This is a genomic window from Actinosynnema sp. NPDC002837, from assembly GCF_040295345.1.
GTDB lineage: Bacteria > Actinomycetota > Actinomycetes > Mycobacteriales > Pseudonocardiaceae > Actinosynnema.
In genome coordinates this window covers 22,430-49,040 of the sequence record NZ_JBEOVG010000070.1, presented here as the reverse complement: position 1 = coordinate 49,040, position 26,611 = coordinate 22,430, and the positions used below count along the sequence as shown (strand labels likewise).

Annotated in this window: 20 protein-coding genes and 2 pseudogenes; 7 read left to right on the top strand and 15 right to left on the bottom strand. The window is 72.5% G+C overall.

Annotated features, from left to right (window positions below; genetic code table 11):
- Positions 1–339 precede the first annotated feature (339 nt).
- The 4 genes and pseudogenes from ABTZ99_RS33525 to ABTZ99_RS33510 all read left to right on the top strand — a co-directional run.
- Positions 340–939, top strand: a pseudogene (locus tag ABTZ99_RS33525) (RNA polymerase sigma factor); the annotation flags it as partial.
- A gap of 640 nt (positions 940–1,579) precedes the next feature.
- Positions 1,580–1,789 (top strand): hypothetical protein, encoded by a 210-nt coding sequence (locus ABTZ99_RS33520; protein ID WP_499617027.1) that lies wholly within the window; start codon positions 1,580–1,582, stop codon positions 1,787–1,789.
- Positions 1,790–1,881: 92 nt separating this feature from the next.
- A complete protein-coding gene (locus ABTZ99_RS33515) occupies positions 1,882–4,491 on the top strand; it encodes a CHAT domain-containing protein (RefSeq protein WP_499617024.1) in 2,610 nt (869 codons plus the stop codon).
- Positions 4,492–4,864: 373 nt separating this feature from the next.
- Complete coding sequence (locus ABTZ99_RS33510; RefSeq protein WP_499617021.1) at positions 4,865–5,215, top strand: hypothetical protein; 351 nt, start codon at positions 4,865–4,867, stop codon at positions 5,213–5,215.
- Positions 5,216–5,294: 79 nt separating this feature from the next.
- On the opposite strand, the gene ABTZ99_RS33505 is transcribed toward ABTZ99_RS33510, so the two are convergent.
- Positions 5,295–6,008 carry a MerR family transcriptional regulator gene (locus ABTZ99_RS33505; protein WP_499617018.1) on the bottom strand — a complete coding sequence of 238 codons (714 nt, stop codon included), beginning with the start codon at positions 6,006–6,008 and terminating at the stop codon, positions 5,295–5,297.
- 42 nt (positions 6,009–6,050) lie between these two features.
- Here ABTZ99_RS33505 and ABTZ99_RS33500 point away from each other — a divergent pair, with 42 nt between their 5' ends.
- The gene (locus tag ABTZ99_RS33500) at positions 6,051–6,674 is read left to right on the top strand and encodes a hypothetical protein (RefSeq protein WP_498775468.1); all 624 of its coding nucleotides are present in this window, start codon (positions 6,051–6,053) and stop codon (positions 6,672–6,674) included.
- Between the two features lie 83 nt (positions 6,675–6,757).
- Positions 6,758–7,165, top strand: a complete 408-nt coding sequence (locus ABTZ99_RS33495; RefSeq protein ID WP_499617014.1) for an STAS domain-containing protein — start codon at positions 6,758–6,760, stop codon at positions 7,163–7,165.
- 24 nt (positions 7,166–7,189) lie between these two features.
- Here the strand turns inward: ABTZ99_RS33495 and ABTZ99_RS33490 are convergent, their stop codons facing one another.
- Positions 7,190–8,839 carry a serine/threonine-protein kinase gene (locus ABTZ99_RS33490; RefSeq protein WP_499617011.1) on the bottom strand — a complete coding sequence of 550 codons (1,650 nt, stop codon included), beginning with the start codon at positions 8,837–8,839 and terminating at the stop codon, positions 7,190–7,192.
- Positions 8,840–9,007: 168 nt separating this feature from the next.
- Here ABTZ99_RS33490 and ABTZ99_RS33485 point away from each other — a divergent pair, with 168 nt between their 5' ends.
- Entirely contained in the window at positions 9,008–9,238 is a 231-nt protein-coding gene (locus tag ABTZ99_RS33485) for a hypothetical protein (RefSeq protein WP_499617008.1), read from the top strand.
- A gap of 9 nt (positions 9,239–9,247) precedes the next feature.
- Here ABTZ99_RS33485 and ABTZ99_RS33480 read toward each other — a convergent pair whose 3' ends face one another.
- From ABTZ99_RS33480 to ABTZ99_RS33420, 13 genes and pseudogenes are all read right to left on the bottom strand, one after another.
- The gene (locus ABTZ99_RS33480; protein WP_498775474.1) at positions 9,248–9,670 is read right to left on the bottom strand and encodes a DUF6292 family protein; all 423 of its coding nucleotides are present in this window, start codon (positions 9,668–9,670) and stop codon (positions 9,248–9,250) included.
- Positions 9,671–9,820: 150 nt separating this feature from the next.
- Entirely contained in the window at positions 9,821–10,480 is a 660-nt protein-coding gene (lexA, locus tag ABTZ99_RS33475) for a transcriptional repressor LexA (protein WP_498775475.1), read from the bottom strand.
- A 221-nt stretch (positions 10,481–10,701) separates the two neighbouring features.
- Positions 10,702–11,700 (bottom strand): putative PEP-binding protein, encoded by a 999-nt coding sequence (locus tag ABTZ99_RS33470; protein ID WP_498775691.1) that lies wholly within the window; start codon positions 11,698–11,700, stop codon positions 10,702–10,704.
- 6 nt (positions 11,701–11,706) lie between these two features.
- A pseudogene (locus tag ABTZ99_RS33465) lies at positions 11,707–11,826 on the bottom strand (PEP-utilizing enzyme); the annotation flags it as partial.
- A 388-nt stretch (positions 11,827–12,214) separates the two neighbouring features.
- Positions 12,215–14,086, bottom strand: a complete 1,872-nt coding sequence (locus ABTZ99_RS33460; protein ID WP_499617003.1) for an FAD/NAD(P)-binding protein — start codon at positions 14,084–14,086, stop codon at positions 12,215–12,217.
- Positions 14,087–14,492: 406 nt separating this feature from the next.
- On the bottom strand, positions 14,493–15,038 hold the full coding sequence (locus ABTZ99_RS33455) for a TetR/AcrR family transcriptional regulator (RefSeq protein ID WP_498775478.1): 546 nt from the start codon (positions 15,036–15,038) through the stop codon (positions 14,493–14,495).
- A gap of 154 nt (positions 15,039–15,192) precedes the next feature.
- Positions 15,193–16,164 (bottom strand): carotenoid oxygenase family protein, encoded by a 972-nt coding sequence (locus ABTZ99_RS33450; protein ID WP_499617000.1) that lies wholly within the window; start codon positions 16,162–16,164, stop codon positions 15,193–15,195.
- A 165-nt stretch (positions 16,165–16,329) separates the two neighbouring features.
- Complete coding sequence (locus ABTZ99_RS33445; protein ID WP_499616997.1) at positions 16,330–16,929, bottom strand: hypothetical protein; 600 nt, start codon at positions 16,927–16,929, stop codon at positions 16,330–16,332.
- 121 nt (positions 16,930–17,050) lie between these two features.
- Positions 17,051–18,589, bottom strand: a complete 1,539-nt coding sequence (locus ABTZ99_RS33440) for an acyl-CoA carboxylase subunit beta (RefSeq protein WP_498775693.1) — start codon at positions 18,587–18,589, stop codon at positions 17,051–17,053.
- A 65-nt stretch (positions 18,590–18,654) separates the two neighbouring features.
- Positions 18,655–19,662 carry an SDR family NAD(P)-dependent oxidoreductase gene (locus tag ABTZ99_RS33435; RefSeq protein WP_498775484.1) on the bottom strand — a complete coding sequence of 336 codons (1,008 nt, stop codon included), beginning with the start codon at positions 19,660–19,662 and terminating at the stop codon, positions 18,655–18,657.
- A gap of 34 nt (positions 19,663–19,696) precedes the next feature.
- Positions 19,697–20,203, bottom strand: coding sequence for a flavin reductase family protein (locus tag ABTZ99_RS33430; RefSeq protein WP_498775486.1), 507 nt, complete (start codon positions 20,201–20,203; stop codon positions 19,697–19,699).
- Entirely contained in the window at positions 20,200–20,658 is a 459-nt protein-coding gene (locus tag ABTZ99_RS33425) for an acyl-CoA thioesterase (protein WP_498775488.1), read from the bottom strand. Before ABTZ99_RS33425 ends, ABTZ99_RS33430 begins: the two co-directional genes overlap by 4 nt.
- Before the next feature lies 1 nt (position 20,659).
- The gene (locus ABTZ99_RS33420) at positions 20,660–26,446 is read right to left on the bottom strand and encodes an SDR family NAD(P)-dependent oxidoreductase (RefSeq protein ID WP_498775490.1); all 5,787 of its coding nucleotides are present in this window, start codon (positions 26,444–26,446) and stop codon (positions 20,660–20,662) included.
- Positions 26,447–26,611 lie beyond the last annotated feature (165 nt).

Here is a 26,611-nt window from a genome sequence, read left to right as displayed (position 1 = left end):
GGTTCTCGGATGCACTCCGACACGGCGACATGCCTCGCCGTTGCCCAGCCCTTGATCCATGAGCGCAAAGTAGGCCTCACGTTCACGGGTGAGCTTCCTGCGCCCCTGCGCCGTCCTGTCGGCCCGGATCTGGAAGTCCATCGCGTCCCCGAACACTCGGGGTGTTGCGACGATCCCTAGAACTCAAGCCCGCGGAGGGCGGGGCTTTCGCATCCGGCACAAGGCTTTCCGGCGAACTCGCGAGTTGTCGACCGCACTACTGCGGCCAACTTGTCGCGCGCTCGTGGTGGTGTAGCGGTCGAACGTGCGTTGTTCACCCCGGAAAAGGGAGTGGTGGCACTGCCCGGAACACAGCGGACCGGATTCGACCCCGAACCCCACTGGCCGGCGCTGGCGGGCGAGGAGCGGCACGCCGCCTGCTTGGCCGCCGCGCGCGAAGGCGACCGCCGGGCGCTGGACGCGTTGATCGCGGACCTGACGCCGTTGGTGTGGCACGTGGCCCGGGGCAACGGGCTGGACCGCGCCACGGCGGAGGACGTCGTGCAGACGGTCTGGCTCACGCTGCTGCGCGACCTCGGCCGGCCGGCCGACCCGCGTGCGCTGGCCGGGTGGCTCGTCGTCACGACGCGCCGTGAGGCCCAACGGACCTGGACACCGGCACGCCGCGAAGCGGCGGCGAGCGACGACTCCGCGGAGCTGGTGAGCGAGCACGGCCTGCCCGAGGACGCCGCGCTGCTCGACGACCGGGACCGCCGGCTGTGGCGGGCGTTCGGCCGCCTGTCCCGGAGGTGCCAGGAAATCCTGCGGCTCACCGCGCTCGCCGGCCGGGCGGAGTACGGGGCGGTCGCCGGGGCGCTGTCCCCGCGGCGCGGGAGCGCCGGCCCGACCGGGAGCCGGTGCCTGGACGTGCTGCGCGCGCACCTCGACGCCGAGCCCGGGTGGCCCGGTCTGCCCTCCCCTGCACAGCCGCCGCACCCGCCCGGTGACCCGCGGGTGCGGTTGCGCTCGGACGCGCCGGTGGTCGCCGGAGCGCCGGCCGAGGTGGAGTTCGGCTACCCGGTGGTCCGGGACGCCATGACGACCTCCGGGCCCGACGCACCGCCCGTTCCCGGGGAGGTGCGCGTGCTGCTGCACGCCGAGGGCGCCACCGTCGAACCGCTGACCAGGGTGTTCCGGGTGCCCGACGACTTCGACGGCAGAACGGTGCGGTTCCGCGTGGTGCCCGTCGAGCAGGGCACGGTCGAGCTCGTGTTCCGGGTCTACCTCGGCGACGGCCACCTGCTCCAAGAGGTCCGCGCCGACCTGCCCGTCGGTGAGGCCTGACGCGCGAGCTGCAAAACGTCGGCGCAGTGATCGAACTACGGCCGCGGTGCGCTACCTGAATGGGTGACAGTTGCGGCCGTTTACGCACGATAACGGTGGGTTGCCTACCCAATGTGCGAAATTCCCTCTCGGTCGTTAGGCCGTTGTGCCACCATTACCCTGTTCGTGCGGTACGAGGGGTCCGCCGAACTTGACTCAGAGCAATCATGAGTCGCCAGGCACGACCAAGACAGATCCTCAGGGGAGGGAGATCGTTTTGTCGACGCCCATCGAGACCAAGACCGAGTTCGTGGACGAGAACGTCGAGACCGTGGAGGACGCCCAGCAGGGCGGGACCACGACTCCGGTCGAGCCGGGAACCACGCCGGACCAGCCAGAACAGCAGCCCGACCACACGCACCACCACCACACTCACGAGACCGACGAGTGCTCGGGTGGCGGGTGCGCGGACGCGCCGCCGGCGTAGTGACCCGTCAAGCGTGATGACGCCCGCCGATCGGGCATCCCGGTCGGCGGGCTTTATCACGCCGTGTTGTGTGATGTCATAGAAGTGTGCCTGTGACCGCTTCTCCCGATGAAGCCGCCGTCATCCGCGAAGCGCGCGAACTGCACCTCAGCGGCGTGGACGCGAACTGCGCCGGACGGCACCACGAGGCGGCGCGGTTGCTGCGACGCGGGCAGAGCCTGGCGGACACGATCGACCCGGTCGACCCGGTGGTCCGCTCCGACTGGCTCGCGACGCGGATCCGGTTGGCCTCGACCTTCGCGACCGTGATGGCCGAGACCTCGGGCCCGGCCGCGGGGCTGACCGGGCTCGCCGAGGCACGGCGGCTGATCGAGGACGTGGCCGATCCGGTCGTGAAGGCGGAACTGCGCGGCCGGGTGGAGCACAACCACGGCCTGCTGCTGCTGAACGCGGGGTTGATCGAGGACGCGATCACCGCCTTCGACTCCGCGCTCGAGCACAAGGAACGCCGCCTCGCCGCGGGCGGACCGGTGTCGTCGCTGGTCGACCTGGTCGTCAAGACGCTGCGCAGCCGGGGCACCGCGCACACCCGGCTCGGATCCGTGCGCCAGGCGCGGCTCGACCTCACCCGGGCCGTCGCGCTGGCCACCCGCCACGGGCTGCTGGACCGCGCCGCCGACGCGAACCACGCGCTCGGGCTGCTCGACCTGCGGGTCGGCGACGTGCCCGCGGCGCTGCGGCGCTACGAGATCATCGAGCGGTCCTACCGGCAGCAGGAGCTGGACGTGCCGGTGCTGCTCGGCCTGAACCGGGCGCAGGCGCTGATGTCCGCGGGCCTGGCCGACGAGGCGGGCGACCAGCTCGACGCCCTGCTGCCGGTGATGCGCGCCGAGCAGAGCGTCACGCGCGACCTGGCCGACGTCGAGCTGTACCGGGCCGTGGCCGCGTACATGACCGACGACCTCGACCTGGCGCGCGCCATGGCCTCGTCCGCGCGGCAGCGGATGCGGCGCTGGGGCTGCGAGACCTGCGTCGCGAACGCGACGCTGATCGGGCTGCGCGTGGACACCCGGCTGGCGTTGCGGTCCGGCCGCGTGTCCCGGTCGCTGCCCGGTCGGGCGGTGGCGTTCGCCGACTCCTTGCCCGTGCCGCGGCTGGCCGAGCAGGCCGCTCTCGCCCGGATGCTGGCCGTGCGGCTGGAGATCCGCCGCGGTGACGTGGGCGCGGCGGAGCGCATCCTCGACCGGGTGCCCCGGCCCGGGAAGCTCGCCCCGATCGACTACCGCATGCTGCGCCGGCTGTGCCGGGCCGAGCTGGCCCTCGCCCGCGGTCGGCGGGCCGCCGCGCTCGCCGAGATCCGGGCCGGCCTGACGGACCTCGACCACGTGCGCGACCGGATGGGCGGCCTCGACCTGCTGTCCGGGACCGCGCTGCACGGCCGGGAGCTGGCCGAGCTGGCCGTCCAGCTCGTGCTCGACGGCGGCAACGCGCGCCGGCTGTTCTCCTGGTTGGAGCGCACCCGCGCCCAGACCTACCGCTACGAGGCGCTGACCCGCGTCGACAACCCCGAGCTGGCCGAGCGGATCGCCGAGGTGCGCAGCCTCACCCAGTCGATCCACCAGGCCGAGCACGACGGTCACGCGACCGCCGCGCTGCGCGCCCGCCGGGCCGAACGCCTCCGCGAGGCCAACCGGCTCGGCTGGCACACCGGCGGGTGGGGCAAGCCGCGTCCCGTCGCCGGGGTGGCCGACGTGGTGGCGCGGCTCGGCGACCGGGCGCTGGTCAGCTTCGCGGCGTCCGAGGACGACCTGGTCGCGGTGGTCGTGGTCGGCTCCGACGTGCGGCTGGCCCGGCTCGGGTCGGCCGAGCGGGCGGCCGAGAGCGCCCGGATGCTCAACGCGGACCTCAACGCGCTGGCACCCGACCACCTGCCGGAACCGTTGCTGCGGGTGATGTCGGTGTCGGCGCGCAAGCAGGCCGACCGGCTCGACGCGCAGCTGATCCAGCCGCTGGCGGAGCTGATCGGCGAGCGCGAGCTGGTGGTCGTGCCGACCGGCGCGCTGTACGCGGTGCCGTGGGGCGTGCTGCCGACGCTGCACGGGCGGCCGACCGTCGTGGCGCCGTCGGCCACCGCGTGGCTGGCCGCGGAGCGCGCCGAGAGCGGGCCCGTCGGGCGGACGGTGCTGGTGCGCGGCCCCGAGCTGCCCGCCGCCGTCGGTGAGATCGACAAGCTGGGCGCGCACTACGCCACCGCCGCGTTGATGTCGGGCCGGCAGGCGTCGGTCGCCACGGTGCTGGAGGCGTTGGACGGCGCGGGGATCGCGCACCTGGCCGCGCACGGCGTCCACGAGCCGGAGAACGCCCTGTTCTCCCGGCTGGAGCTGAGCGACGGCCCGCTCTACGCGCACGAGATGGCCGGACTCGCCCACCCGCCCCGGCAGGTCGTGCTGGCCGCGTGCGAGCTCGCGCTCAACCGGATCCGCCCTGGTGACGAGCCCCTGGGCTTCGCCAGCGCCCTGCTCGCCAGCGGCTCGCAGATGGTGGTCGCCCCGCTGAGCCGGGTCGGCGACCAGGCGTGCGCCGCCGCGATGGACGACTACCACCGCAGCCTGGCCGCCGGCGCCCGACCGGCCGTGGCGCTGGCGGACGCGATCGCGGTCGACCCGTTGCGGCGGCCGTTCGTCTGCCTCGGCAGCGGCTGAACCCGCTGCTGGGCTAACGCGCTTGCGCGGTGGCTTCCAGAGGGCACCCGCTGGTGGCCTGGCCGCGCCGGACGCGGTGTTCTTCTCCGGTCCCGTGATGTTCGCCGACGCCCTGGGCGCGGCGCTGCACCCCGACCTCACGCGCCGACCGGCGGGCGCAGTCCTCTGTGGACGGACGGCACAGCTCGACAGCCGACACGTATCGGGGACGCCGCTACCGAGCGTCCGCGAAGGCGCTCGATGAAGTCCTTTCGGGTGCCGTACTCCCAGCGCTGTGGCTCTATCGTGGGATTGTGGTCGGCCTTGGCATTCGCGTCCCGGCCCCGGGTATTCGCCTCGTGGGAATCGGCACCTCACGAGCAGGAGTGGGTTGATGACACGCTTGGGACACAGGGCACTCGTCACGCTGTGCGCGTTCGGCCTGGTGATCGGGGGCGGGGCGGCCGTGGCCGACACGCACGCACCCGCGCCCAGGCTCGGCGCGGCCGAATGCGGCGGATTCGCCAGTGCGTACAACCCCGATGTCAAGGCCGCGTTGATCGCCGCCGGTCTCAACCCGGCTGAGGCGAAGGGTCCGGTCGGCGCCTATTGCACCGTGACGGGTCGCGCGGCACAGGTCGATTACTCGTTGAAGCTCGAAGGCATCGAGGGAATTCTCTTCACGTGCGCGAAGGCGGAGAAGAAGACCGACGTGATCACGTTCTTCAACGACTGCAAGAGCTGATCCCGCGCATCACGTCCATTGTGGAGGGTCACCCACCTCCCGACCGCACCCCTTGTGGACCACCGATGCACGAGGCGACTCACGCCGACCGGGCCGGCGCGGGGCGCACCGGGATCTCCAGCACCGTGGCGGTCTCGCCGTCCGCGTCGACCAGGTGCTCCTCCACCGTCGGGCCGCCCACGGCCAGGTCGTGGCGGCGCAGCCAGTCGAACAGCTCCCGCCCGGCGCGGACGACGCCCGACGCCGGTGGGGCCACCGCGCGCACCACGGTCCGCTCGGGCAGCACCAGGGGCTCGCCGCCGCGTTCCGTCGCCACGGCCGCCGGGAAGCCGTTCGTCGGCTCGCGGTCGAGCCAGGTCAGCACCGTGGTCGAGCACCAGGCGCCCAGCTCGGACGGGTGGCCGACCTCGATGCGCTCGACCCGCAGGCGACGTGCGGCCACCGTGGTCAGCTGCGGCAGGACGGCGGTCGGCACGGCGAGGCGGTCCTCGGCCGCGGCGACGGCCGCAGACAGGGCGGCGATGTCGCGGCGCAGTGCGTCCACCCGCTCGGTCAGCGCTCGGCGCAGGTCGGTGTCGGGCGCGTCGACCAGGTCGGCGATCTGCCGCAGCGGCAGCCCGAGGCGGCGCAGGCCGCGGACGCGTTCCAGCCGGGTCAGCTCCGCCACGCCGTACCAGCGGTAGCCGGTGGCGCGGTCCACGGCGGCCGGGCGCAGCAGCCCGATCCTGTCGTAGTGGCGCAGCGTGCGGTCGGAGACGCCGACCATCCGCGCCAACTGCCCGATGCGCCACATGCTTGACCTTGCCCCTGCGTCAGGTTCCTACGGTCGCCGGCCATGACCACAACTCACCGGCTCACCGGTGTCCTGCTGCTGACCGCCCTCACGGCCATGGTCGCCGGTGCGGCCGTCGTCGTGCCATCGGGGTTGACCCTGAACCCGGCCGAACCCGCCGCCGCGCTGGCCGCGATCCGCGACCGGACCGCGTTGCACCTGCTCGAACTGGGGCTCGACGTGATCGGCTGGACGGCCCTCGTCGCCGCCGCGCTCACGATGGCCGCCCGCCGGGTCGCGCCGCTGCCGGCCGGGCTGCTCGCGTGCGCGGGGCTGGCGGGCCTGCTGCACGACGCGGGCAACCTGGCGGTGACCCAGCTGGCCGCCGAGCCCGCGGCCGTCGAGGTGGCCAGGGCGGTGCTGCTCGTGGCCAAGTGGACCGTCAACCTGGCCGGTCTGCTGTGGGCGGCGGCCACCGCGGCCGCCGCGCTGTGCCTGCCCGTGACGGCTGGTCTGCGCCGTGCCGGGCTGGTCGCCGCGCTGTCCGGTCTCGGGTCCGTGCTGCTGCCCTGGACGACCGGGCTGGCCGGCCCGTCCGCGGCGTTGGAGCAGGTCGGTTACGCGCTCCACCTGCCCGTCGTGGTCTGGTACGGGGTGCTGGGGTGGCGGGAGCTCGGGACGCCGTGAGTCCCAGTGGCGGTGTCGGTCGGGCGTCGAGCGGGTAATGGTGGGTGACGGCGTCGCAGCCGGATCGGGGTGGAGGAGCGGTAGTGCACGGGGATGTCGATCAGCCGGTGACGGTCGAGGACGTGTGTGAGGACGGCGTGGTGGTCGCCGCCGTGCACGGCGACTTCGACGTCGACAGCTTCCGCGACGTGCGCGAGGCGTTGTTCACCTGCCTGAACGGCCGGGCGTCCGCGTTGGTGGTCGACCTGGGCGACGTGGGGTTCTTCGGGTCGATGGGCATCGCGGTGCTGGTGGAGGCACGGCAGCGCGCCGACGTGGTGGGCGCCGGGTTCGCCGTGGTGGCGGGCAGGCGCACGGTGGCGCGGCCGATCCGCATGACCGACACCGAGGACCTGCTGCGGCTGCACCGCACCCAGGACGAGGCGCTGGCCTCGGTGCGCGCCCGGACCGGGCACGAGGCGGACACCGGGTTCTCGTGGTGGTCGTCGTGACCCCTCGGCTCGCGCCGTCCCGGTTCACGCCTCGTCGAAGCCGATGACCAGCAGACGGTCGTCCCGCTCGACGACGGTCAGGAGGTAGTCCTCGGTGACCGGGTCGGCGTCGTCCCGGGGCGTGAGCTCGAGGGTGACGAGGACGGTGGAGGTGGACCCGTTGGCCGTGACCTCCGGCTCGCCGCTCACGGCGACCGCGCGGTAGGCGCTCCAGAACTGGTCGTCCTCCCACTCCGACGGCCGGTTCTCCGGGGCCCAGTTCTCCCGGGCCGTGGCGGCGTCGTGCGGGAGGTTGGCGAAGTGGGCGTGCACGAACCGGGCGACCGTCGCGGCGTCCGGCGTGGTCTCGGTCGGCTCGGCGGCCTCCTCCGACGTGGTGTAGGGCTCCGAGGTGACGGGCGCGTCGGCGGTGGGCACGTCGGCCGGTGCGTCGGTGCCCGGTGCGTCGGTGTCGGAGGGCTCCGCCCGGGTGGTGGCCGGGTCGGACGTGGCCGGCGTGGCCGACTGCCCCGTGCTGTCGAGCAGCGACGTGATCAGCACGGTGGCCGCGACGGCGACCACCACGGCGGCCGCGAGCGCCGGCACGACCCACCTGCGGCGGCCGGGGTCCGACGCGGGCGGCGCGGTCATCGGACGTGCCGTCACGGGCGGCCCGGTCATGGGTTGCGCGGTCATGGGCGGCGCGGTCAAGGGCAGCGCGGTCATCGGCTGAGCGGTCATCGGCTGAGCGGTCATCGAAGGTGCGCCGATCGCGGTCGGTGCGTACGCCGGCGGCATCGCCCTGGTGGGTGGCGCGGACACCGCCGGCACGGCACCGGGCGGTGTCGGAGCAGGCGGGGTCGGAGTCGGCGGGGTCGGAGTCGGCGACGCGGCGCCGGTCAGGGCGGCCAGCTCGCGGCTCGCCCGCTCGGCGGTCGGCCGGGCGGCCGGGTCGTTGGCCAGCAACCTCGTCAGCACCGCGGTCAGCGGACCCGACCGCCTCGGCGGCACGACCCGCCCGCCGGCGATCCGGTGCAGCATCCCGAGGTCGTTGTCACCGCCGTCGAACGGCGGCCGGCCCTCCACCACGGCGTAGAGGGTCGCCCCAAGGGAGAACACGTCGGCCGCCGGCGTCGGGTCCGCGCCGCGGGCCAGTTCCGGCGCGAGGTAGGCCAACGTGCCCGCGAGCATCCCGGTCCGGGTGACGGTGACGTCGCCGACCGCGCGGGAGATGCCGAAGTCGGTGATCTTGACGGTGCCGTCGGCGCCGATCAGGACGTTGCCCGGCTTGATGTCGCGGTGCACCACGCCGGCCCGGTGCGCGGCGGCCAGCGCGGAGGCGACGTGACCGCCGATCCGCGCCGCCTCGGTGGGCGGCAGCGCGCCGCGTTCGGCGAGGACCGCCGACAGGCTGCGCGAGGGCAGGTACTCCATCACCAGGCACGGCTTGCCGTCCTCGACGACCACGTCGAACACGCCGATCGCGTTCGGGTGCTGGAGCCGGGCGGCGATGCGGGCCTCGCGCATGGCCCGCCGGCACGCCTCGTCCACCTCGGCCGCGTCCAGGCCGGGCAGCAGGAGCTGCTTGATCGCGACGTCCCGGTGCAGCAGCTCGTCGTGCGCCCGCCAGACCACGCCCATCGCGCCGCTGCCGAGACGTTCCACCGGGGTGTAGCGGTTGCCGACCTTGTCCACGCCGGCAGAGGCTAATCGAGACGCCGCGCCGGCAACGCCACTTGCCGAACTTGCCGCCCACCGGACCGAAGGTCGACCGAAGTCCTCAGTGGTCTCCGGCACCGCCGGCAGGAAGAAGCCCGCCGGGCCCCTGCTCAACTACGCTCGAGGGGTCGGAGGGAGCCGGTCATGACGGACGAGGAGCTCGTGGTCGAGTTCGCCCTGACCCGACTGGACAACCCCGGGCTCGACCTGGAGGAGATCGCCGCGCTCGTGGTCCGCCGGGTCGGCCACGACCGCATGCTGGAGTTCGCCTCGCGGAACCTGGCCACGCGCGGCGAGCTGCGGGCCGCGGCGTTCCCGTCCGCGGTCGAGCACGTGCTCCGGGTCGTGCTGACGCTGCGCGGTCCCGCCGACTGAACGCCGAGGTCAGAGCGTCTTGGCGGGCGCGCGGTCGGCGTACTCGACCAGCAGGTCGGCCAGGTGGTCCTCGATCGGCATGGCGGGCGGCACGGGGCGGTCGGGGCGGCGGCCGGCGACCAGGTCCGAGACGAACACCGTGACCGCCTCCGGCGGCGGCAGCACCGGCGGGCCGAGGTAGGTCAACGGGAGCAGGTCCGCTCCCCGGCCGACCTCGATCCCGGCGCACCACCCGGTGTGCTCGTCCCACACCAGCGCCAGGTCCTTGTCCGGGTGCCGCGGCACCCGCTGGTCGAGGGCGATGTACGCCGTGGCGTCCGGCGCGCACTCGTACCAGCACGACTCCAGGTCCACGCCCAGCCTCCGGGCGATCAGCCGCAGGTACTGCCGCAGGCCCCGGTCCTCCGGGCCGTCCGCCTCGATCCCGACCATCGACGACCTCCACCCGCGACGGGCACCGCCAGGGCAGGTGCGCCATCTCAATTGGGCCCAGTCTGCATCCACTCGACGACCGAGGGCATTAGGCCATTCGGATGAGAAGCGGTGACGTGAAGTGTCCGCCGATCGCCGTAGCGCGGGGTTTCAGACGCTGCGCAGCACCGAGACGACGACGCCGAGGACCACTGCCCGGTCGCCGTCGATGACGTCGTGGGCCGGGTTGCGCGGCTCCAGGAACACGTGGCCGTTGCGACGCCGGTAGACCTTCACGGTCGCCTCGTCGTCGATCATCGCGGCCACGATCTGGCCGGAGTGCGCCTCGTGCTGCTGCTTGACCACGACGATGTCGCCGTCGCAGATCGCCGCGTCGACCATCGAGTCGCCGCGCACCCGCAGGCCGAACACGGTGCCGCGACCGGTCAGCTCGCGCGGCAGGGTCAGCACGTCGTCCACGTGCTCCTCGGCCGCGATGGGCGTGCCGGCCGCGATGTGACCGACCAGCGGCACGGGCACCGAGTCGGCGGCCTCCCGCGTCGACGGCTCGCGCAGGAACAGGCGCACGTCCATCGGCCGGGACACGGCGGCGCCGCGCTTGAGGAAACCCTTCTCCTCCAAGGCCGACAGGTGCTTGGAGACCGAGGACGACGAGCGCAGGCCGACCGCGTCGCCGATCTCCCGTGTGCTCGGCGAGTACCCGTGCTCGACCACCCAGTCGCGGATCGCGGCGAGGATCCGCTGCTGGCGTGGCGGGAGGGTCGAGGTGTCCAGGTGCCCGAAGGCGTCAAGATCGTCGTAGGCGGTCACCTGCGGGATGATAGAGCGGGGCGCCGACGGCCGCGCCCGGGCATGTGGTTACCGACTGGTCGCCCCCTCCCCGGATGAACACCGTGCCGTCGTCGTTCCTGGCGCACGACTTCCGCGAGCTGCGCACAGACCACTGTGGACGGCCTGCTGGGTCGAACACGCCGAAGGAGTGACCTCCGACCCGGAGGCCGACCTCGGAGATCACTCCGGCCGGCGTCGCGTCACCGTGATTCGTGGGCGTCCACGGCGAGTTGCCGCAGTTCGGCCGTGCACATCATGAACCGGTCGGTCGGCAGGTGCTTGAAGTAGTAGCCCACGTCCGCCCCCAGCGCGAACACGTGGACCGGGACCCCGGCCCGCCTGCCCGCCTCCACGGACTGGCGCAGCCCGGACATGACGGCCGGGTGCCGCGTCTGGTACGAGGAGGCGACCCGGTGGTTGCCGCGGTCCGCGGCGAGGTAGAACTGGGTGAGGTCCTTGGTGCCCATGAAGATCTCGCTCGCGCCCGCCTCGCAGAACCCGGTCACCGAGTGCACCGCGGCGGGGGTCTCCACGAACACCGACAGCGGCACGTCGTCGGACAGGTCGAGCCGCTCCCGCAGGCGCAGGAACTCGTCCTCGTCGTTGATGAACGGCACGGCGAAGCTCAACCGGTCCACCTCCGGCCCGAGCCGTTCCCGCACGTACGCGCGCAAGGCCCGGAACGCGTGCGGGTAGTGCGGCTCGTGCAGCAGCCACCGCGCGCCGTGCAGGCCGAGTTCCGGGTTGGACTCGTGGTCGACGTCGACCACGTTGGTGATCTGCGCGGCGTCGTCGGACCGGAGGTCCAGCAGCCTCATCACCAGGCGTTGGCCCGGCAGGAGCTCCTTGACGATGGCGCACAGCTCCGCCCCGATCGCCGCGCCGTAGCGCTCGGCCTCGGGAATGCCCGCGCGGAGCGCGTCGAGCGGGCTCAGCCCCGAGGACAAGCAGACGAACTCCTCGCGGATGAAGAACGAGGTCACCTGGTCGACCCGGGGTTGGATCGCATTCGTGGACTGGATGTCGGTCGCGTCGGCGATGACGACGCAGACCGAACGCAGGTCTTCCGGGGTGACGGTGGGGTATTCCACGGATTGTGCCGTGACGTCGGTCTCGCCGAGGGTGACCGACTCGCGGTCGGTCCGCACGGTCACTTCGCCGACCAGCCCGGCGAGTTCGGCGTGCGGAATCCGGAGCACCGGAATTCCCCGCGATCGGCACAGGGATTCCATGTGACCGGTCCGACCGCCACCGGAACACACCACGGCGGCGGACCTGACGATCGTGTCGTACAACTCGGGGCCGAGCACGTCGACCACGAGCACGGAACCGGGCTGGGGTCTTCCCGTGTGATTGGCGATGCCGCGAACACTCGTCGACGGCGAACCGACGAGCAGAACCCCTGGGATCTCGCGCGGGCTCACAGCACCCTCCTACCGATTCCGGTCGGTTTGCGGACCTGGCGGGCGAGTCGGCCTGGCTGCCGACCTCCGGGGCCGACGTCGTGGCGCACGACGTCGGCCCCGGGTTTGCGTCGAACACGACGAACCATGACCCGAGCCTCGCAGTCGGCGGGCCGGCCCGGCATCTTCTCTCGTGCGAGGTAGTGGTCCATTCGTGCCGTGTCGGCCCCGGGTTCACGGGCAACCACGGAGTAGTCGGCGGGTGCGGAGTCGCGCAGAATTGGTGGCGCGGGTCCGAGCGGAGCCCGGTTCAGGCGACCGGCTCCACCGCCTCTTCGAGCCCGAGCAGGAAACGGAGTTCGCGCGGCGTCACGGAGAGGTCCGTCAGCTTCGTGGTGGCGGCCGAGTTCACCGCGAACCGCAAGGCCCGGTCCGTCGGCGGGCCGTCGCCGTCGCGCGGGGCGAGGTCCCGGACCCGGTGAATGGCCTCCTCCAGCAGGGCTGCCAGCGCTTGGCGGTCGTCACGGCGACGGGTCGCCATTCGGCGGACGTCGAGCATGACCGAATGCGAGACGGCCTCGCGCAATTCGGGATCGGCCGTTTCGGTCAACGCGCCGACGAGCCCCTCCGCCTGCTCGTCGTAACACGATTCGATGCGGTGCAGCGTGGTGGCCGCGACTTCCACCGAGTGGTTCTTGATCGCGGCGAGGTTGAACGTGAACGCGCCGGTCCGACCGTTCCGGATGATCTCGTCGCCCTCACGCGGGCTGCCCACGACGGAAACGGGACCGGACGGCCTGCCGTCGGGACCGAGGAGTCGGCCGCACGGGTCGACTTCGACACCGCGCCCGGTGCGCCGGTGCGCGACGGCGATTTCCTTCCGCAGCAGGTTCGTCCACAGCGCGGAGTCCGCGCGCTCGTAGTTCGTTTCGCGCCCGAAATTCGAGACGACGAGATCCGCCTCGATCGTCCGCGTCGCGCCCTGCCCCGTGACGGACAGGACGAGCGTGCCCGCTCCGGTGGCCCGGATCTCGTGCACGCGGCCGGTGGTGAGCACGATCTGACCGCCTTCACCCATGGCCGCGTCGACGATATTCGTGGTATAAGCCATTGCGCTCACCCGAAGCACGGCCAACAGGCTCCCGTAGCTGTCGAGCAACGCGCGGAGCTCGTCCGTGGGAATGCGCTCCAGGATCGCGGGCAGATAAGGCTCCCACGATTTGGCGACCCGTTCCGTCACCACGACCGGAGATACTTCGGGATGTTCACGGGTGAGGATCGCGCACGCGCGCTCCCATTCTTCCCGGAAGCGGCGGACGAATTCCTCCCGCCCTTCCCAGCGGTCGCCGAGCAGTTGCGGCGCCGGTAACTCGAGAACCTGGTGCCGATGGTTCGACGGATAGGTGCGAGGCGTCAGCCCGGAACCGGAGATCATGTGGATCCGACCTTCGTGCCCCTGGCGTAACAACAGCGTCGCGGAGTCGTAGGCGCTGAGCAACGTGCCGACGATCGCGACGACGCCGTCCTTGCGCACGTGGAGCAACCGCTCGATACCGCTCTTGGAATACGGGCTGCGCACGAACGCCGGGTGCTCCAGCACCTCGGCCGCGAACGCCGGGTACTTCGTCTCCAGCCCGGTGGCGAGCACGACGTGGTCGGCCTCGAGGACCACCGGCTCGCTCCCGGCGCCGTCGGGCAGGTCGACGAAGCCCTCCACCACGACGTGCGCGTGGTCCTCGAAGACCTCCACGTCGACCGCTTCCCCGTCGACCTCGACCAGCCTCACGCCCGCCGCCGCCTCGCGGACGGCCTCGGCGAGGCGGCTCTCCAAGTAGTCCTGGTAGATCCGGCGCGGCGCGGGACCGGACTCGGTGAACTCGAAGTCGCGCCAGTCCCCCGGCCAGTCCGACCGGTCGGCCTCGTGGTTGGCCCAGCGGATGAAGTCGTCGACGTCCTCGCGGAATGCCGACATGCGGCCCGCCTGGATGTTGAACACGTGGTGCCAGTGGTTGCTCTCGCGCTGGTAGGCCACGCCGGAGTTCCGGTAGTCCGGACGGCGTTCCACCAGCACCACCTCCAATGGCTCGCGGGCGAACCTGAGAAAGCGGATGGTGGTCGCGGTGCCGGCCAGACCCGCTCCGACGACGACAACCCGGCGGAACCGGTCCACGCTTTTCACCATGCCACCTCTGTTTCCCTCTGGAGCTACCCGCCGAAGTCGCGGACGGCGAGCCGAAGCCACGCCGTTCCGGACCGCGCATTGGGTGATCGGCCAGTAGAATACCGTCGATCATGCGAGGTGGACATGCCGCGAAGGCCGCGTGACCCAATCGTTCCTCGGAATTTCGCCCGAAGCCGGCCGGACGTTCGACGGGTTCTACGTGATGATCACCGCGGCACCCTGGGCCAGGCCGGATCCGGGGCCGATCACGAGGGATATCGATGCATTCCCGAAGCCATTACCGCACAGGTGCTTGACAATTCGCCGCACGACTGGAGGTCACCGAGTCCGCAAAAATGCGGACAAAACAGCGGAGGCCGCCGACGGCGACGCGTCGACGACCTCTCACGAGCGGGCGGGGCGGGAGTCAGGAACCGTTCGGCCGCGGCGCGGCGGACGCCAGGAGGGCTTCGGCCAGCCCCCGTCCCCGCTTGGCGGGACCGTCCGGGCCGAACGACTGGCCCGACGCGTGCAGGCCCTCGAAGACCAGCATCAGCTGGTCGGCCAGCGCGTCCGGGTCCTCGACCCCGAGCTCGTCGGTCAGCTCGCGCATCCGCGCCCTGGTCCACGACTTCGCCACGAGGGCGTTGTGGTGCGCGGGCAGGTCGGGCTCCGGGAACTCGGCCATCGAGATGAGGAACTTGCAGCCGCGGAACGCCTCGGAGGAGAGCTCGCGGAGCACGATGTCGAACACCGCCAGGATCTGGTCGCGCGGGTCCGGGCCCGCGCCCTCGACGGCGGCGGTGAACTGGGCGCGGAACTCGAGGTCGGCGCGCTCGACGTAGGCGCCGACGAGGTCGTCCTTGGACGCGAACAGGCGGTAGAGGGTGGTCGGTGCGACACCGGCCTCGGCCGCGACGAGGTCCACGCCCGTGGCGCGGATCCCCCTCAGGTAGAACAGGTCCCCGGCCACTCGCAGTACGTGGGACCGGGTCTCAGCAGCGGTTCGATGCACGGGTTCCCCTCGCCATCGCCATGCTAGGGACGGTTCCCTAAAGTCTACTCCCGCACCAATGGCCCCACTATTCCCCGCTGCACCCGCTTGCCGTGGCCGAGCGCGCGCCGGCTCACCCCTCCGCGCCGCCGGCGACCCACGTGGCCCGACGCGAGGCCTCGACCTCGAACGGCAGGCGCACCACCGCCACCGGCGGACCCGCGAGGTCGGCCGCGTCCAGCACCAGCACCTCGTCGCCCGCGACGGTCACCACCCAGCCTTGCCCCTCGTCCTTGCCGTTCGGCACGAACACCGGCTGGCTCGGCGTGGTGGCGAGCCCGCGGCGCCACGTGCAGCCCATCGCCACGTCGTGGCGGATGATCGCGGCGCCCGCCGTGCCGAACACGAAGCGGTGGCGGCGGCCCGCCAGGCGGTCGTCGACGACGCCGACGTCCATCGCGGGCAGCTCGACCTGGCGCACGCCGCCGGTGGCGAGGTCCAGCGTGTGGCGACGCAGCACGCCCGGCGCCCAGACCGCGTCCACGACCACGCGACCGAGGTCCTCGTAGGCGTTGACCAGGGACAGCACCTCGCCCTCGGCCACCTCGAACCACAGCGGCCGGCCGTAGGCGAGCAGGCCGATGCGCGTCGGGCCGGTGGCCGGGCCGGAGTACGGGTCGCGCAGGCCGACGAGGTCGGCGGCGCGGCTGTAGTACGGCGCCGAGTCGAAGACGACCACGAAGCGGTCCGTCACGCCGACCGCACGCATCCGGGGCGCGCCCTCCAGCGGGAACGGCTCGGCGCGCAGCACCTCGCCGTCGTCGCCGAGCGTGACGTGCTCGGCGTAACCGAGGTCCGGGTGCGACATGGCCGTGTGCCACACCCCGCCGTCGAAGACCGGGCGGGCCATCGTGGCGCCGGAGGGCAGGTCGGCCGGCACGAGGGCGGCCGGCCTCGGGCCGCGGTACCACCGCGCGCCGTCCGGCCCGAGCCGGACGCCCGACACGCCGTACTTGCCGGACCAGACGAGCGCACCGTCCAGCCCGGCGGGCAGCGCACCACGCACCACCAGCGCTTCCGCGACCTCCCGCACCGACGCGACCACGCCAACCACCCCGTCCTCACATTCCATAACACTGTCTTACTACCATTTATAGCGGCGTTATGGAACCTCGTCAAGCCGATCCGGCCCCTGGCGGCACGTGTACCCGTACGGCCTATTGCGCCAACCTCACGTCTCGCGGACAGGACGTGGTGGCCCACCCGGTGGTCACAACTGGTCACCTCGAGGGTCCGGCGCGCTCGTGGCGGACTCGATCGCGATCGTCGTGGCGCCGCCCGCGGCGAGGCTCCGGTGCCGGGTGACGTCGTGGTCGAGCTGCCGCGCCAGGCGCCCGATGGTGGTCGAGGTCAGGTAGCCGTCGGCGCCGGCGTCGAGCATGCGCCGGACGGGACCGTGGTAGCTGACCGCGAGGCCGTCGTCCTCGACCTCGGTGACGATGACGCGGGCCTTCGGGAACATAGACCGGAGCAGCCCGATCAGCTGCGGGCTGCCGGGCGGCGCCAGCAGCACGTCGGCCGTCTTCGGCGCCGCGTGCAGGTCGAGCACGATGTAGTCCTCGCCGAGGGCGGCCGACAGCGACGCCCGCGCCGACCTGGACAGCTTCATCGCGGTGGCGACCACGGTCACGTCGTGCACCGCCGGGTCCGGCCCGGCGTCCCCGCGCGGTTCGGCGGTGGCGGTGACCGTCGCGATCGGGACACCGTCCCTCGTGACGACCAGGCTCTCACCGGGGCTGAGCGCGTCGAGGAGCGCGACGACGTCCTCAGGCAGCCGTGTCGCGTCGATGTGTCCGCGTTCGTCGATCATGTCTATGGGACGGCTACGCCCCCTGCGGCGTTGGCCGGCGCACGTCGTCCGGCTGAACCGAGCCGGGACACGGCAACGGCACCTCGCTGTGGGACGAGGTGCCGTTGGGAGGTGCCGCGGGCTACAGCGGCACGTTGCCGTGCTTGCGCGCCGGCGTCGGGCGACGCTTGTCGCGCAGCATCGCCAAACCCCGCGCGACCGCGGACCGGGTGTGCGCCGGGTCGATCACGTCGTCGACCAGGCCCCTCTCGGCCGCGTAGTACGGGTGCACGAGCTGTTCGGAGTACTCCGCCAGCAGCTCGGCCCGCAGCGCGTCCGGGTCGGCCGCCGCGGCGAGCTCCTTGCGGAAGATCACGTTCACCGCGCCCTCCGCGCCCATCACCGCGATCTCGTTGGTCGGCCAGGCCAGCGCCAGGTCCGTCCCGATGGACCGGGAGTCCATCACGATGTACGCGCCGCCGTACGCCTTGCGCACGATCACCTGGATACGCGGCACGGACGCCTCGCAGTAGGCGTAGAGCAGCTTCGCGCCGTGCCGGATCACGCCCGCGTGCTCCTGCGACGTGCCGGGCAGGAACCCCGGGACGTCCACAAGGGACACCAGCGGGATGCCGAACGCGTCGCAGAACCGCACGAACCGCGCCGCCTTCTGGGACGCCTCGATGTCCAGCACGCCCGCGAACACCAGCGGCTGGTTGCCGACCAGCCCCACGACCGCGCCGTCGATCCGGCCGAACGCCACCACCACGTTGCGCGCCCACCCCTCGTGGACTTCGAGGAACTCCCCGTCGTCCACCAGCTCCTCGATGAGCGTGCGCATGTCGTAGGGCTTGTTCGGCTCGACCGGCACGATCGAGGCGAACTCCGGCCGCACGTCGTCCACCGCGCCGACCGGCTCGCGGGCGGGCGGTGGCTCCAGGTTGTTCGACGGCAGCATCGACACCAGGTAGCGGACGTCCTCCAGGCACGACTCCTCGTCGTCGTGCACGAACGACGCCACGCCCGACAGCTCGCCGTGCACCGACGCCCCGCCCAGCTCGTCGTGCGTGACCTTCTCCCCCGACACGGCCTGCACCACGTCGGGACCGGTCAGGTACATCTGCGCCGTGCCGCGCACCATGAACGTGAAGTCGGCCAGCGCGGGCGAGTACGCCGCGCCGCCCGCGGACGGGCCGAGCACCACCGCGATCTGCGGTATGACGCCGGACGCCTCGACCTGGCGGCGGAAGATGCCGCCGTAGCCGTCGAGCGCCATCACGCCTTCCTGGATGCGCGCGCCGCCGCTGTCGTTCAGCGCGATGATGGGCGAGCCGGTGTCGATGGCCATGTCCATCACCTTGTGGATCTTCGCCGCGTGCGCCTGGCCGAGCGAACCGCCGAAGATGGTGAAGTCCTGCGCGTAGACGAACACGCGCCGCCCTTCGATGGTGCCCGAGCCCGCCACCACGCCGTCGGTGTGCGGGCGGTGCTCGGACACCTTCAAGCCGTGCGCCTGGTGCCGCCGGTAGAGCTCGATCTCGGTGAACGAACCCTTGTCCAGCAGCATGTCCAGGCGTTCACGCGCCGTGTGCTTGCCGAGCGAGCGCTGCCGGCGCACCGCTTCGGCGTTGGACACCGCGCGGTCGCGCAGGTCGTCGTTGCGCTCCCGCAACAGGTCCATCGTGCGGATGGGCAGTTCGGGTCGGAAGTCCGAGTGCCCGTTGACGTGGTCGATCCCTGAAGTGGTCATCGTCGGCCTGCCTGGCGATCGGTCACCGCACCGGTGTCGGCGAGCCACCGCACCGTGTCGGTGACCGTGTCGGCGAACGGACGGGGTTTGAGGTCGAGCGTGCTCGCGGCCGGGTCGACCCGGACCGCCGCGCCGACCGTGGCGATCGCGCCGTACTCGGCGGGGATGTGCCACGGCCAGAAGGGTTGCACCAGGTCGACGAGCCGCCCGACGGGCGTCATCATCGCGGCGGGCAGGAAGACCGCCGGCAACGCGCGACCGGTGGCCTTCCTGATGCCGTCGAGGTACTCCCTGATCGTCAGGTAGTGCCCGGGCCCGAAGTGCCGGCCCGTGACGTCCGGGGACAGCAGCGCCGCGTGCAGCGCCGCCGTGTCCCGCACGTCGCCGATCTGCAGCCCGCCCGAGGGCCACATCGGCATGATCCCGCGCAACGTGTTGCGCAGCCGCTCGACCTGGTCGCCGAGCTTCGGGTCGTGCGGCCCGAGGAGGGGCGGCGGGTAGCTGACGACCACCGGCGCCCCTTCCTCCTGGTGCCGCCGCGCGATGGCTTCCGACGCGGCCTTGGTGGCCGCGTACGGCTCCCGGGTCGCGCCGACGGGCGACTGCTCGCGGATCACCCGCACACCGGGCCCGAACAGGGCCGCGATGCTCGACACGTGGACGATGCGGCCCGCACCGGCACGGCGGGCGGCGGAGAGCACCACCTCCGTGCCGTGTGCGTTGGTCCGCAGCATCTCCGCCCGCCTGCGCCGGTCGAACGAGTACACCGACGCCGCGTGGACCACCGCGTCCACGCCGCGCACCGCCGCGTCGACCGACCGCTCGTCGGTCACGTCGCCGACGAAGACGTCGACGGCGTCGGGCGGCACCTCCAGCGGTCGCGTGGCGGCGTCCACCGCGTCCGCGTCCCGGACCAGCAGTCGGACCCGGTGTCCGGCGCGCACGAGCTCCGCCACCGTGTGCGAGCCGACGAAACCGGTACCCCCGGTGACGGTCACCAGCATGTGCACTCCCTCCCGAAGCGGGCGGACCCGCGGGTCAGACCTGGTGGAACGAGCTGCTGTAGAACAGCAGCGCCGACGCGCTCGCGCCGCGACTGGAGCCGAGAACCTGCCCCACGAAGATCGTATGGTCCCCGCCCTCGTAGAACTGCACCAGCTCGCACTCCAGCCAGGCCAGCGAACCGTTGAGCAGCGGTGCGCCGGTGTGCGGTCCCTCGATCCAGTCCACCGCGTCGAACTGCTCCGGCCCGAGCGGCCGGCGCTTGTCGGCGAAGTACTTCGCGGTGTCCCGCTGGTCCGCGCCCATGATCGACACGCCGAACCGCTTGGCGTTGGCGATCGCGTCGTGCATCACCGCCGAGTGCGAGATGCAGCAGAGCACCAGCGGCGGGTCGAGGGACACCGAGGTGAACGAGTTCGCCGTCATGCCGTGCGCGCGCTCGCCGCCGACCGTCAGCACCGTGACCCCGGTCGCGAACAGGGACATGGCCTCCCGCAGCGAGGTCTCCTCCATCGTGGGCGCCGCCTCGTACATGTCCGTCATCCCCCCAGCCCGGCACGGGCGAGTGCCGGGGCCTCGGCGTAGGGCGCGAGCGCCTTCCGCAGGTCTTCGGGCACCCGGGAAGGCACCGTGTTGGTGTTCGGGCCGCGCATGCACGCGATCCGCTGCCTGCCCTTGGCGACCAGGACCTCCTGGCCGCCGGTGACCTTGACGTAGTCGAAGCTGAACTGGACCTGCGTCTGGGTCAGCTCCTCCAGCCGCATCCGCACCGACAGGTCGTCGAAGAGGGTGATCTCGGAGAAGAACTCGCACTCCACCTTGAGGGTGAACAGCTTGAGGTCGTCCTGGAGGTCCCGCAGCACGCTCGGCGCCTTCTCCTTCAGGAACATCTCCCGGCACCGCCCCTGCCACCGCAGGTAGTTCACGTAGTACACGTTGCCGACGAGGTTGGTCTCCTCGAACCCGACGGTGTGCCGGATCTCGTAGTAGTCGGTCATGTCAGCTCTCCTTGCCCACGAGCACCGCGAACACCACCGGCTCGGCCCGGTCGATGACGGTGGTCACCCAGGTGGCGACCTTGGCGTCGCCGGTCGACAGCACGGCCCAGCCGTCCGGGTGGACCCGGTCGACGGTCAGCGCCTGCGTGGTGGAACCGGTCTTGCGCAGGCACTCCAGGGCACTCCACACGCGGGTGCCGGAGATGGCCGCCGTCTCGCCGACCTCGGAGGCGAGCAGGTCGCGCACGGCGATCAGGTCGTCGCCGAGCAGACCGGTCCAGTCCTCCTCCGACCGGGCGACGGCTTCCTCGACGTCCACGCCGAGCGTGCCGCCCGCGGCCGCCACGGCGAACGTGACGCCCGCGCTGTGCGAGGCGGACACCTCCGCGCCGTCGACCTCCGGCTTGCCGTCGGGCCGGTAGCGCACCTCGACGGGGCGGTCCAGCGCCCGGCTGAGCGCGAGCGCGGTCTGCGCGCGCCGCTCCGGCGAGGCGTCGGTCGGGTCGGGCTCGACCACGACCGCGCGGCTGCCGCCCAGGACCCGCTCCAGCGAGCGCTCCAGGTACGAGCCGAGCATGGTCGGCGTCCACGGTCCCGCGCCGTCGCGCTTGCGCACGGCCCGCAGCACCAGGCCCTCCCACCGCTCGACGAGCCGGCCCTCGGGGTCGCGCACGTCGAGGTCGTAGGTGTAGCTGTCGCCGTCCTGTGACCGCTCGCGGGCGTCCAGCACCACGTACTGGGCCAGCTGGTCCACCGGCGCGGCCAGGTAGAGCCGCTCCACGCTCTGCGGCAGCAGCGTGGCGTCGGGGACGCAGCACTGGATCGCGTGCATCATCACGTCCCGCGTGCCCGGGTCGGCCAGCATCCGGTCCTGCGGCAGGAACGGCGCGAACCAGGTGGCCACGGAGGTCGTGGCGACCTCGGCCACCGCGTGCCGGGCGCTCGCCCGCCGGTAGCCCTGCAACCGCTGGAACCGCTTGCCCTGGAACAGGACGCTGCCGTACAGCTCGGTGACCGGGTCGACCGGCACCAGCGGCAGCACGGGGGCGCCGTCCACCACGTCACCGGGGATCGCCGGCCGCGGGAACCGCAGTCGGGCCCGGAAGTGGTCGGCGGAGAACCCGGTGTCCTCGGCCCTGATCGCGACGTCCACCGTCTCGGCGTCGCGGGCGAGCGCGGCGATGCGCACCGTCAGCGAGCCTCCCGGCCGCACGACCACCGGCCGCAGGAACTCCACGTCCTCCAGCATCGGCGGCGCTTCGTGCCCGGTGAGGGCACTGGCCACCTGGGTCATGGCCTCCATGCCGATGACCGCCGGGAACAGCAGGTCGCCTTCGAGCAGGTGGTCGCCCAGGTACGGGTCGCTGCCGTCGGACAGGTCGGCCTCGGTGACCAGTTCGACCGCCGGGTAGTGGACCAGCACGCGGTCCACGAACCGGGCCAGCGGCAGCTCGGTGCTCGCCATCTCCAACGTCGGCAGGCCCGCGGCGCGGCCGGAGACCACCAGCACGGGGCCCACGGTCGGGTCGGCCAGCACCTCGCGCAGCACCGCGATGCCCGCGTCGGTGGAGATCGGCGTGATGCCGTCGCGCATCAGCGCCTCGACCACGCCCAGCCGCTCGCCCATGCCCGCGCCGGACCAGACCGACCACTCCAGGGCCAGCACCCTGGCGTGCGGGTGCTTCACGCCGAAGTCGACGGTCAGCTCGCTCATCCAGTCGTTGGCGGTGGAGTAGTGCGCCTCGCCGCGCAGGCCCGCCCGGCCGATGATGCTGCCGAACGTGACCAGGAGCTTGATCTGCTCCGGGTCGACGGCGTCGAGCACCGCGTTGAGGCCGGCGATCTTCGGCGCCAGCGTGGCGTGGAAGTCCTGTTCGGACAGTCCCGTCAACGCCTTGGGCTCGTTGCGGCCCGCGCCGTGCAGCACGGCGGTCACCTCGCCCAGCTCGGCGCGGAACTTCGCCACCGCGACGGCGATCTGCTCGGCGGAGGTCACGTCGGCCCGCTCGTAGCGGTGCTTGATCCCGGCCGCGGTCATCCGGGCGAGGTTGGCCGCCAGCTCGGGGTCGGCGGCCGGGTCGGCCCGGCCGATCAGCGCCAGGGACGCGCCCGAGTCGGTGGCCATCGCGATGGCGCACTCGGCCGTGATGCCCTTGCCGCCACCGGTGACCAGCAGCACGTCGTCCGAGTCGAGCGGGGTGCCCCCCGGCGAGTCGGGCGCCACCTGACCGGACACCGCCCGTAGCACCGGCACCGTCCGCACGCCGTCGGCGTCGTACCGGGCCTGCGAGAACTCCGTCGTGGCCGCGACCTCGGCCGCCACCCGGCGCACCGCGTCGGTGTCCGGGCCGGACTGTTCGGGGGCGAGGTCGACCAGCGTCACCGGGATGTGCGGCGCCTCCAGGTGCAGCGTGCGGGCCAGGCCCGACGCGCCGAGCTTGTGCTGCACGACCGCGAGCCTGCGACCGGACGCCAGCACGTCGCGCGCGGCCTCCAGGAACAGGCCGACGTGCGCGTCACCGCCCTCCGGCGGCAGCAGCAGGAGCACGCCGTCGCCGGGCAGGCCGGCCTTCAGCGGCTCGGCCAGCGGGTGGCCCTCGGGCGCGTAGACGGTCCACTCGCCCACCGGTCCGGGCGCCGCCGCCACGAGCTCGCGCTCGACGTGCTCGACCAGGAACGGCCGCACCCACGGCGCGACGCCGGGCACCTCGCCGTTGTCGCGCTCGTCGGTGTGCGCCGTGTCGGCCAGGTTGTCGATCAGCTCGGCGAGCTCGCCCATCCGCACGGTGGCGAAGTTGGTCGTGCCCTCCAGGGCCGGGCGGCCGAGGCTGCGGGTGACCTCGTTGACCAGCTGGCCGACCGTGATGGAGCTCAGGTGCAGGTCGTCCAACGGGTGCGTGTTCGCGGTGATGGCCTCCAGCGGCAGCTCCACGCGCTCCGCGGCCAAGCGGCGCAGCAGCTCCAGCGTGGACTCGCCGTCGGAACCCGTGGCGGTCTCGGACTTCGCCGCCTTGGCCGCGGCGGAGGCGGCCTGCTCGGCCGTGCGCACGGCGGAGTCGAGGGCGGGAGCCGTCTCGCAGGGGCTCGCCAGGAACGTCATCGAGCCGTCCAGCGGCAGGTCGCGGATGACCCGGTCGCTGAACAGGACGTCCGTGCGGACCGGCGCGCCGAGCACGTGCGCGGCGGCGACGACGGTCAGCAGCGAGGTGAGCGACCCGCTGTCGGTGTCGACGGAGAGCGCCGGCTTGTCGGGGGCGATCTCCTCCAGCAGGCCGGTGAGGACGCGGCCGGGGCCGACCTCGACGACCAGGTCGGTCGTCGCGGCGGCCTTGGCGGCGGCCTCGTGGAACCGGACCGGGAGGGTGATCTGGTCGCGCAGCAGCTCGCGCAGGTCGGCGCCCGCCTCCAGCACGTCGCCGGTGACGGTGGAGTGCACCGGGCGGATCAGCCGGCCGAAGTCGAAGTCGACCAGCCGCTCCGCCATGGCCTCCGACGCCGGGGACACCAGCGGCGAGTGGAACGCGTGGGAGACGTTGATGCGGGTCGCCTGCACGCCCGCAGCCCGGGCCACCGCGCACACCCGGTCGACGGCCTCGGCCGGACCGGACAGCACGGTCTGCGCGGGGCCGTTGTAGCCGGCGATCACGACGTCCTCGCCCGCCGCCAGCTCGAGCGCGCGCTCGGCCGTCGTGCCGAGGCCCGCCATCGCGCCGCCGCCCTTGCTGGCGCTCGCCATGACGCGACCGCGTTCGGCGGCCAGCGACAGCACCCGGTTGGCGCTCAGCGCGCCGCCCCAGTGCACCGCGGTCAGCTCGCCGAGGCTGTGCCCGACGGCCGTGTGCGCCTGGATGCCCAGTTCCCGCAGCACGTTCAGCGCGGCGAGGGAGCCGGCGACGATGCGCGGCTGCGCCACCTCCGTGGCGACCTGGTCGCCGTCGGTCGGCAGGCCCGCGGCCTGGAAGACCTCCTCGGCGACGGGGAAGCGGCGGCGGATGGCGCCGACCGCGCCCCGGCCCGAGCCCTGGCCCGGGAACAGGAACGCCAGGCGCGGCTCCGCGGCCCGGTCGTCCAGGAACACGCCGTCGGCGGCGTCGAAGAGCGTGGTGCCCTCGCTCACCGCGACGATCAGCTTCTCGACCTTGCGCTCGGCCTCCTCGGGCGTGCGGGCCACGACGGCGCCGCGCAGCGACGAGCCGGTGAGCCGCGCGGCCAGCGCCGACGCCAGGTCGCCGAGCTCGGCGAAGGCCAGCTTCGGCAGCAGGGCGGCGACCTCGGCGACGCGGTCCTTCAGCGTCGTGCGGTCGGGCGCGTCGAACAGCAGCACCTCGGCGTCCTGGCGACCGGCGACCAACGCCTTCGTGCGCACGTCGAGCTGCTCGCGGCGGGGCGCGTCGGGCGCGGCCTCCAGGGCGATGTGGGTGTTGATGCCGCCGAAGCCCATGGCCGACACGCCGGCGCGCACCGGCTGGTCCTCCGGCCACAGCTCGGCCTCGAGCGGCACGTACATCACCGCGTCGTCGGCGGTCAGCTTCGGGTGCGGGTCGTAGTGGCCCGTGCCCGGCGGGATGACCTGGTGGTGCACGGCGAGGGCCGCCTTGATCAGTCCGGCGACCCCCGCCGCGGCCTTGGTGTGCCCGAAGTTGCCCTTGACGGTGCTCAGCGCGGCGGGCCGGGCGTTGGGGTCGGCGTTGCGGCGGGCCGAGGACAGCGCCTCGATCTCCGTCTCGTCGCCCAGCGCCGTGCCGGTGCCGTGGCCCTCGAAGTAGGACACCGACTCCAGGCCGTAGCCCGCGCGGCCGTAGGCGCGGTGCAGGGCCAGGCGGTGGCCGTCGGCCTCGGGGCGGGTGATGCCGCCCTTGCCGTCCGAGGAGACGCCCCAGCCGGCGATGGTCGCGTAGATGCGCGCGCCCTTGGCCAGGGCGTCCTCTTCGCGCATCAGCACGAGCGAACCGGCGCCCTCGCCCGGCCAGAAGCCGTTGGAGTCCTTGTCGTAGACCTTCATCACGCGCTTGGCCAGCGCGCCGGTCTTGGCGAACCCGATGACCTCGAACGGGTCGATCGACAGGTCGACACCGCCCGCGATGGCCACGTCCATGTCGCCCTCGACGAGCGACTTGGCGGCCGTGGCGACCGACAGCAACGACGAGGAGCACGCGCCGTCGACGGTGTAGCCGCCGCCGCGCAGGTCGAAGTAGTTGCAGATGCGGCCCGCGATCGTGTTCGCGAGGCCGCCCGCCAGGGTGTCCTCGTTGATCTCCGGGAACGGGGCCTTGTAGTCCACTTCCAGCTCGCTCAGGAAGCCCGCGATCTCGTCCTCGGGCCAGCCCTTGCCCGCCAGCGCCGCGGCGACCGTGCGGCGCACGTAAGGCCAGCGCAGCCGCATGATGTTCGCGCGGGAGAACTCACCGGTGAGGCTGTTTCCCAGCACCACGCCGGTGGACCGCTTCGGCAGGCCCTCGCCGTCGGGGAATCCCGCGTCGGCCAGCGCCTGGGCGGTCACGTCGAGCGCGAGCCAGTGCGTCAGGTCGGTGGAGCGGAACGTGCTGCCCGCCACTCGGTAGTGGACGCGGTCGAACTCGAAGTCGCGCAGCACCGCGGCCTTCGTGCTGTAGAAGCGGTCGGGCGCCTCGGGGTCGGGGGAGTAGTAGTCCGCCTGGTTCATCCGCTCGTCGGGCAGCCTGCGGAAGGCCCGACGACCGGCCAGTACGTTTTCCCACAGTTCCCCTGTGGAACCGGCATCGGGGTAGCGCAGGCCGATGCCGACGATTGCGATCCGCTCACTGCTCATGCTTTCACCGTCTTTGTGGACATCGGGGATTCGGGATAATCCGTTAAACGGCCGTGCGCATACGCGACAAAGGCTCACGGCACTTCGGAATATGTGCTCGACTTAATACTGCACGACCAACCGACGACTTGCTTCTCCTATTTTGCCCTGTGACCTGCGCTTTTC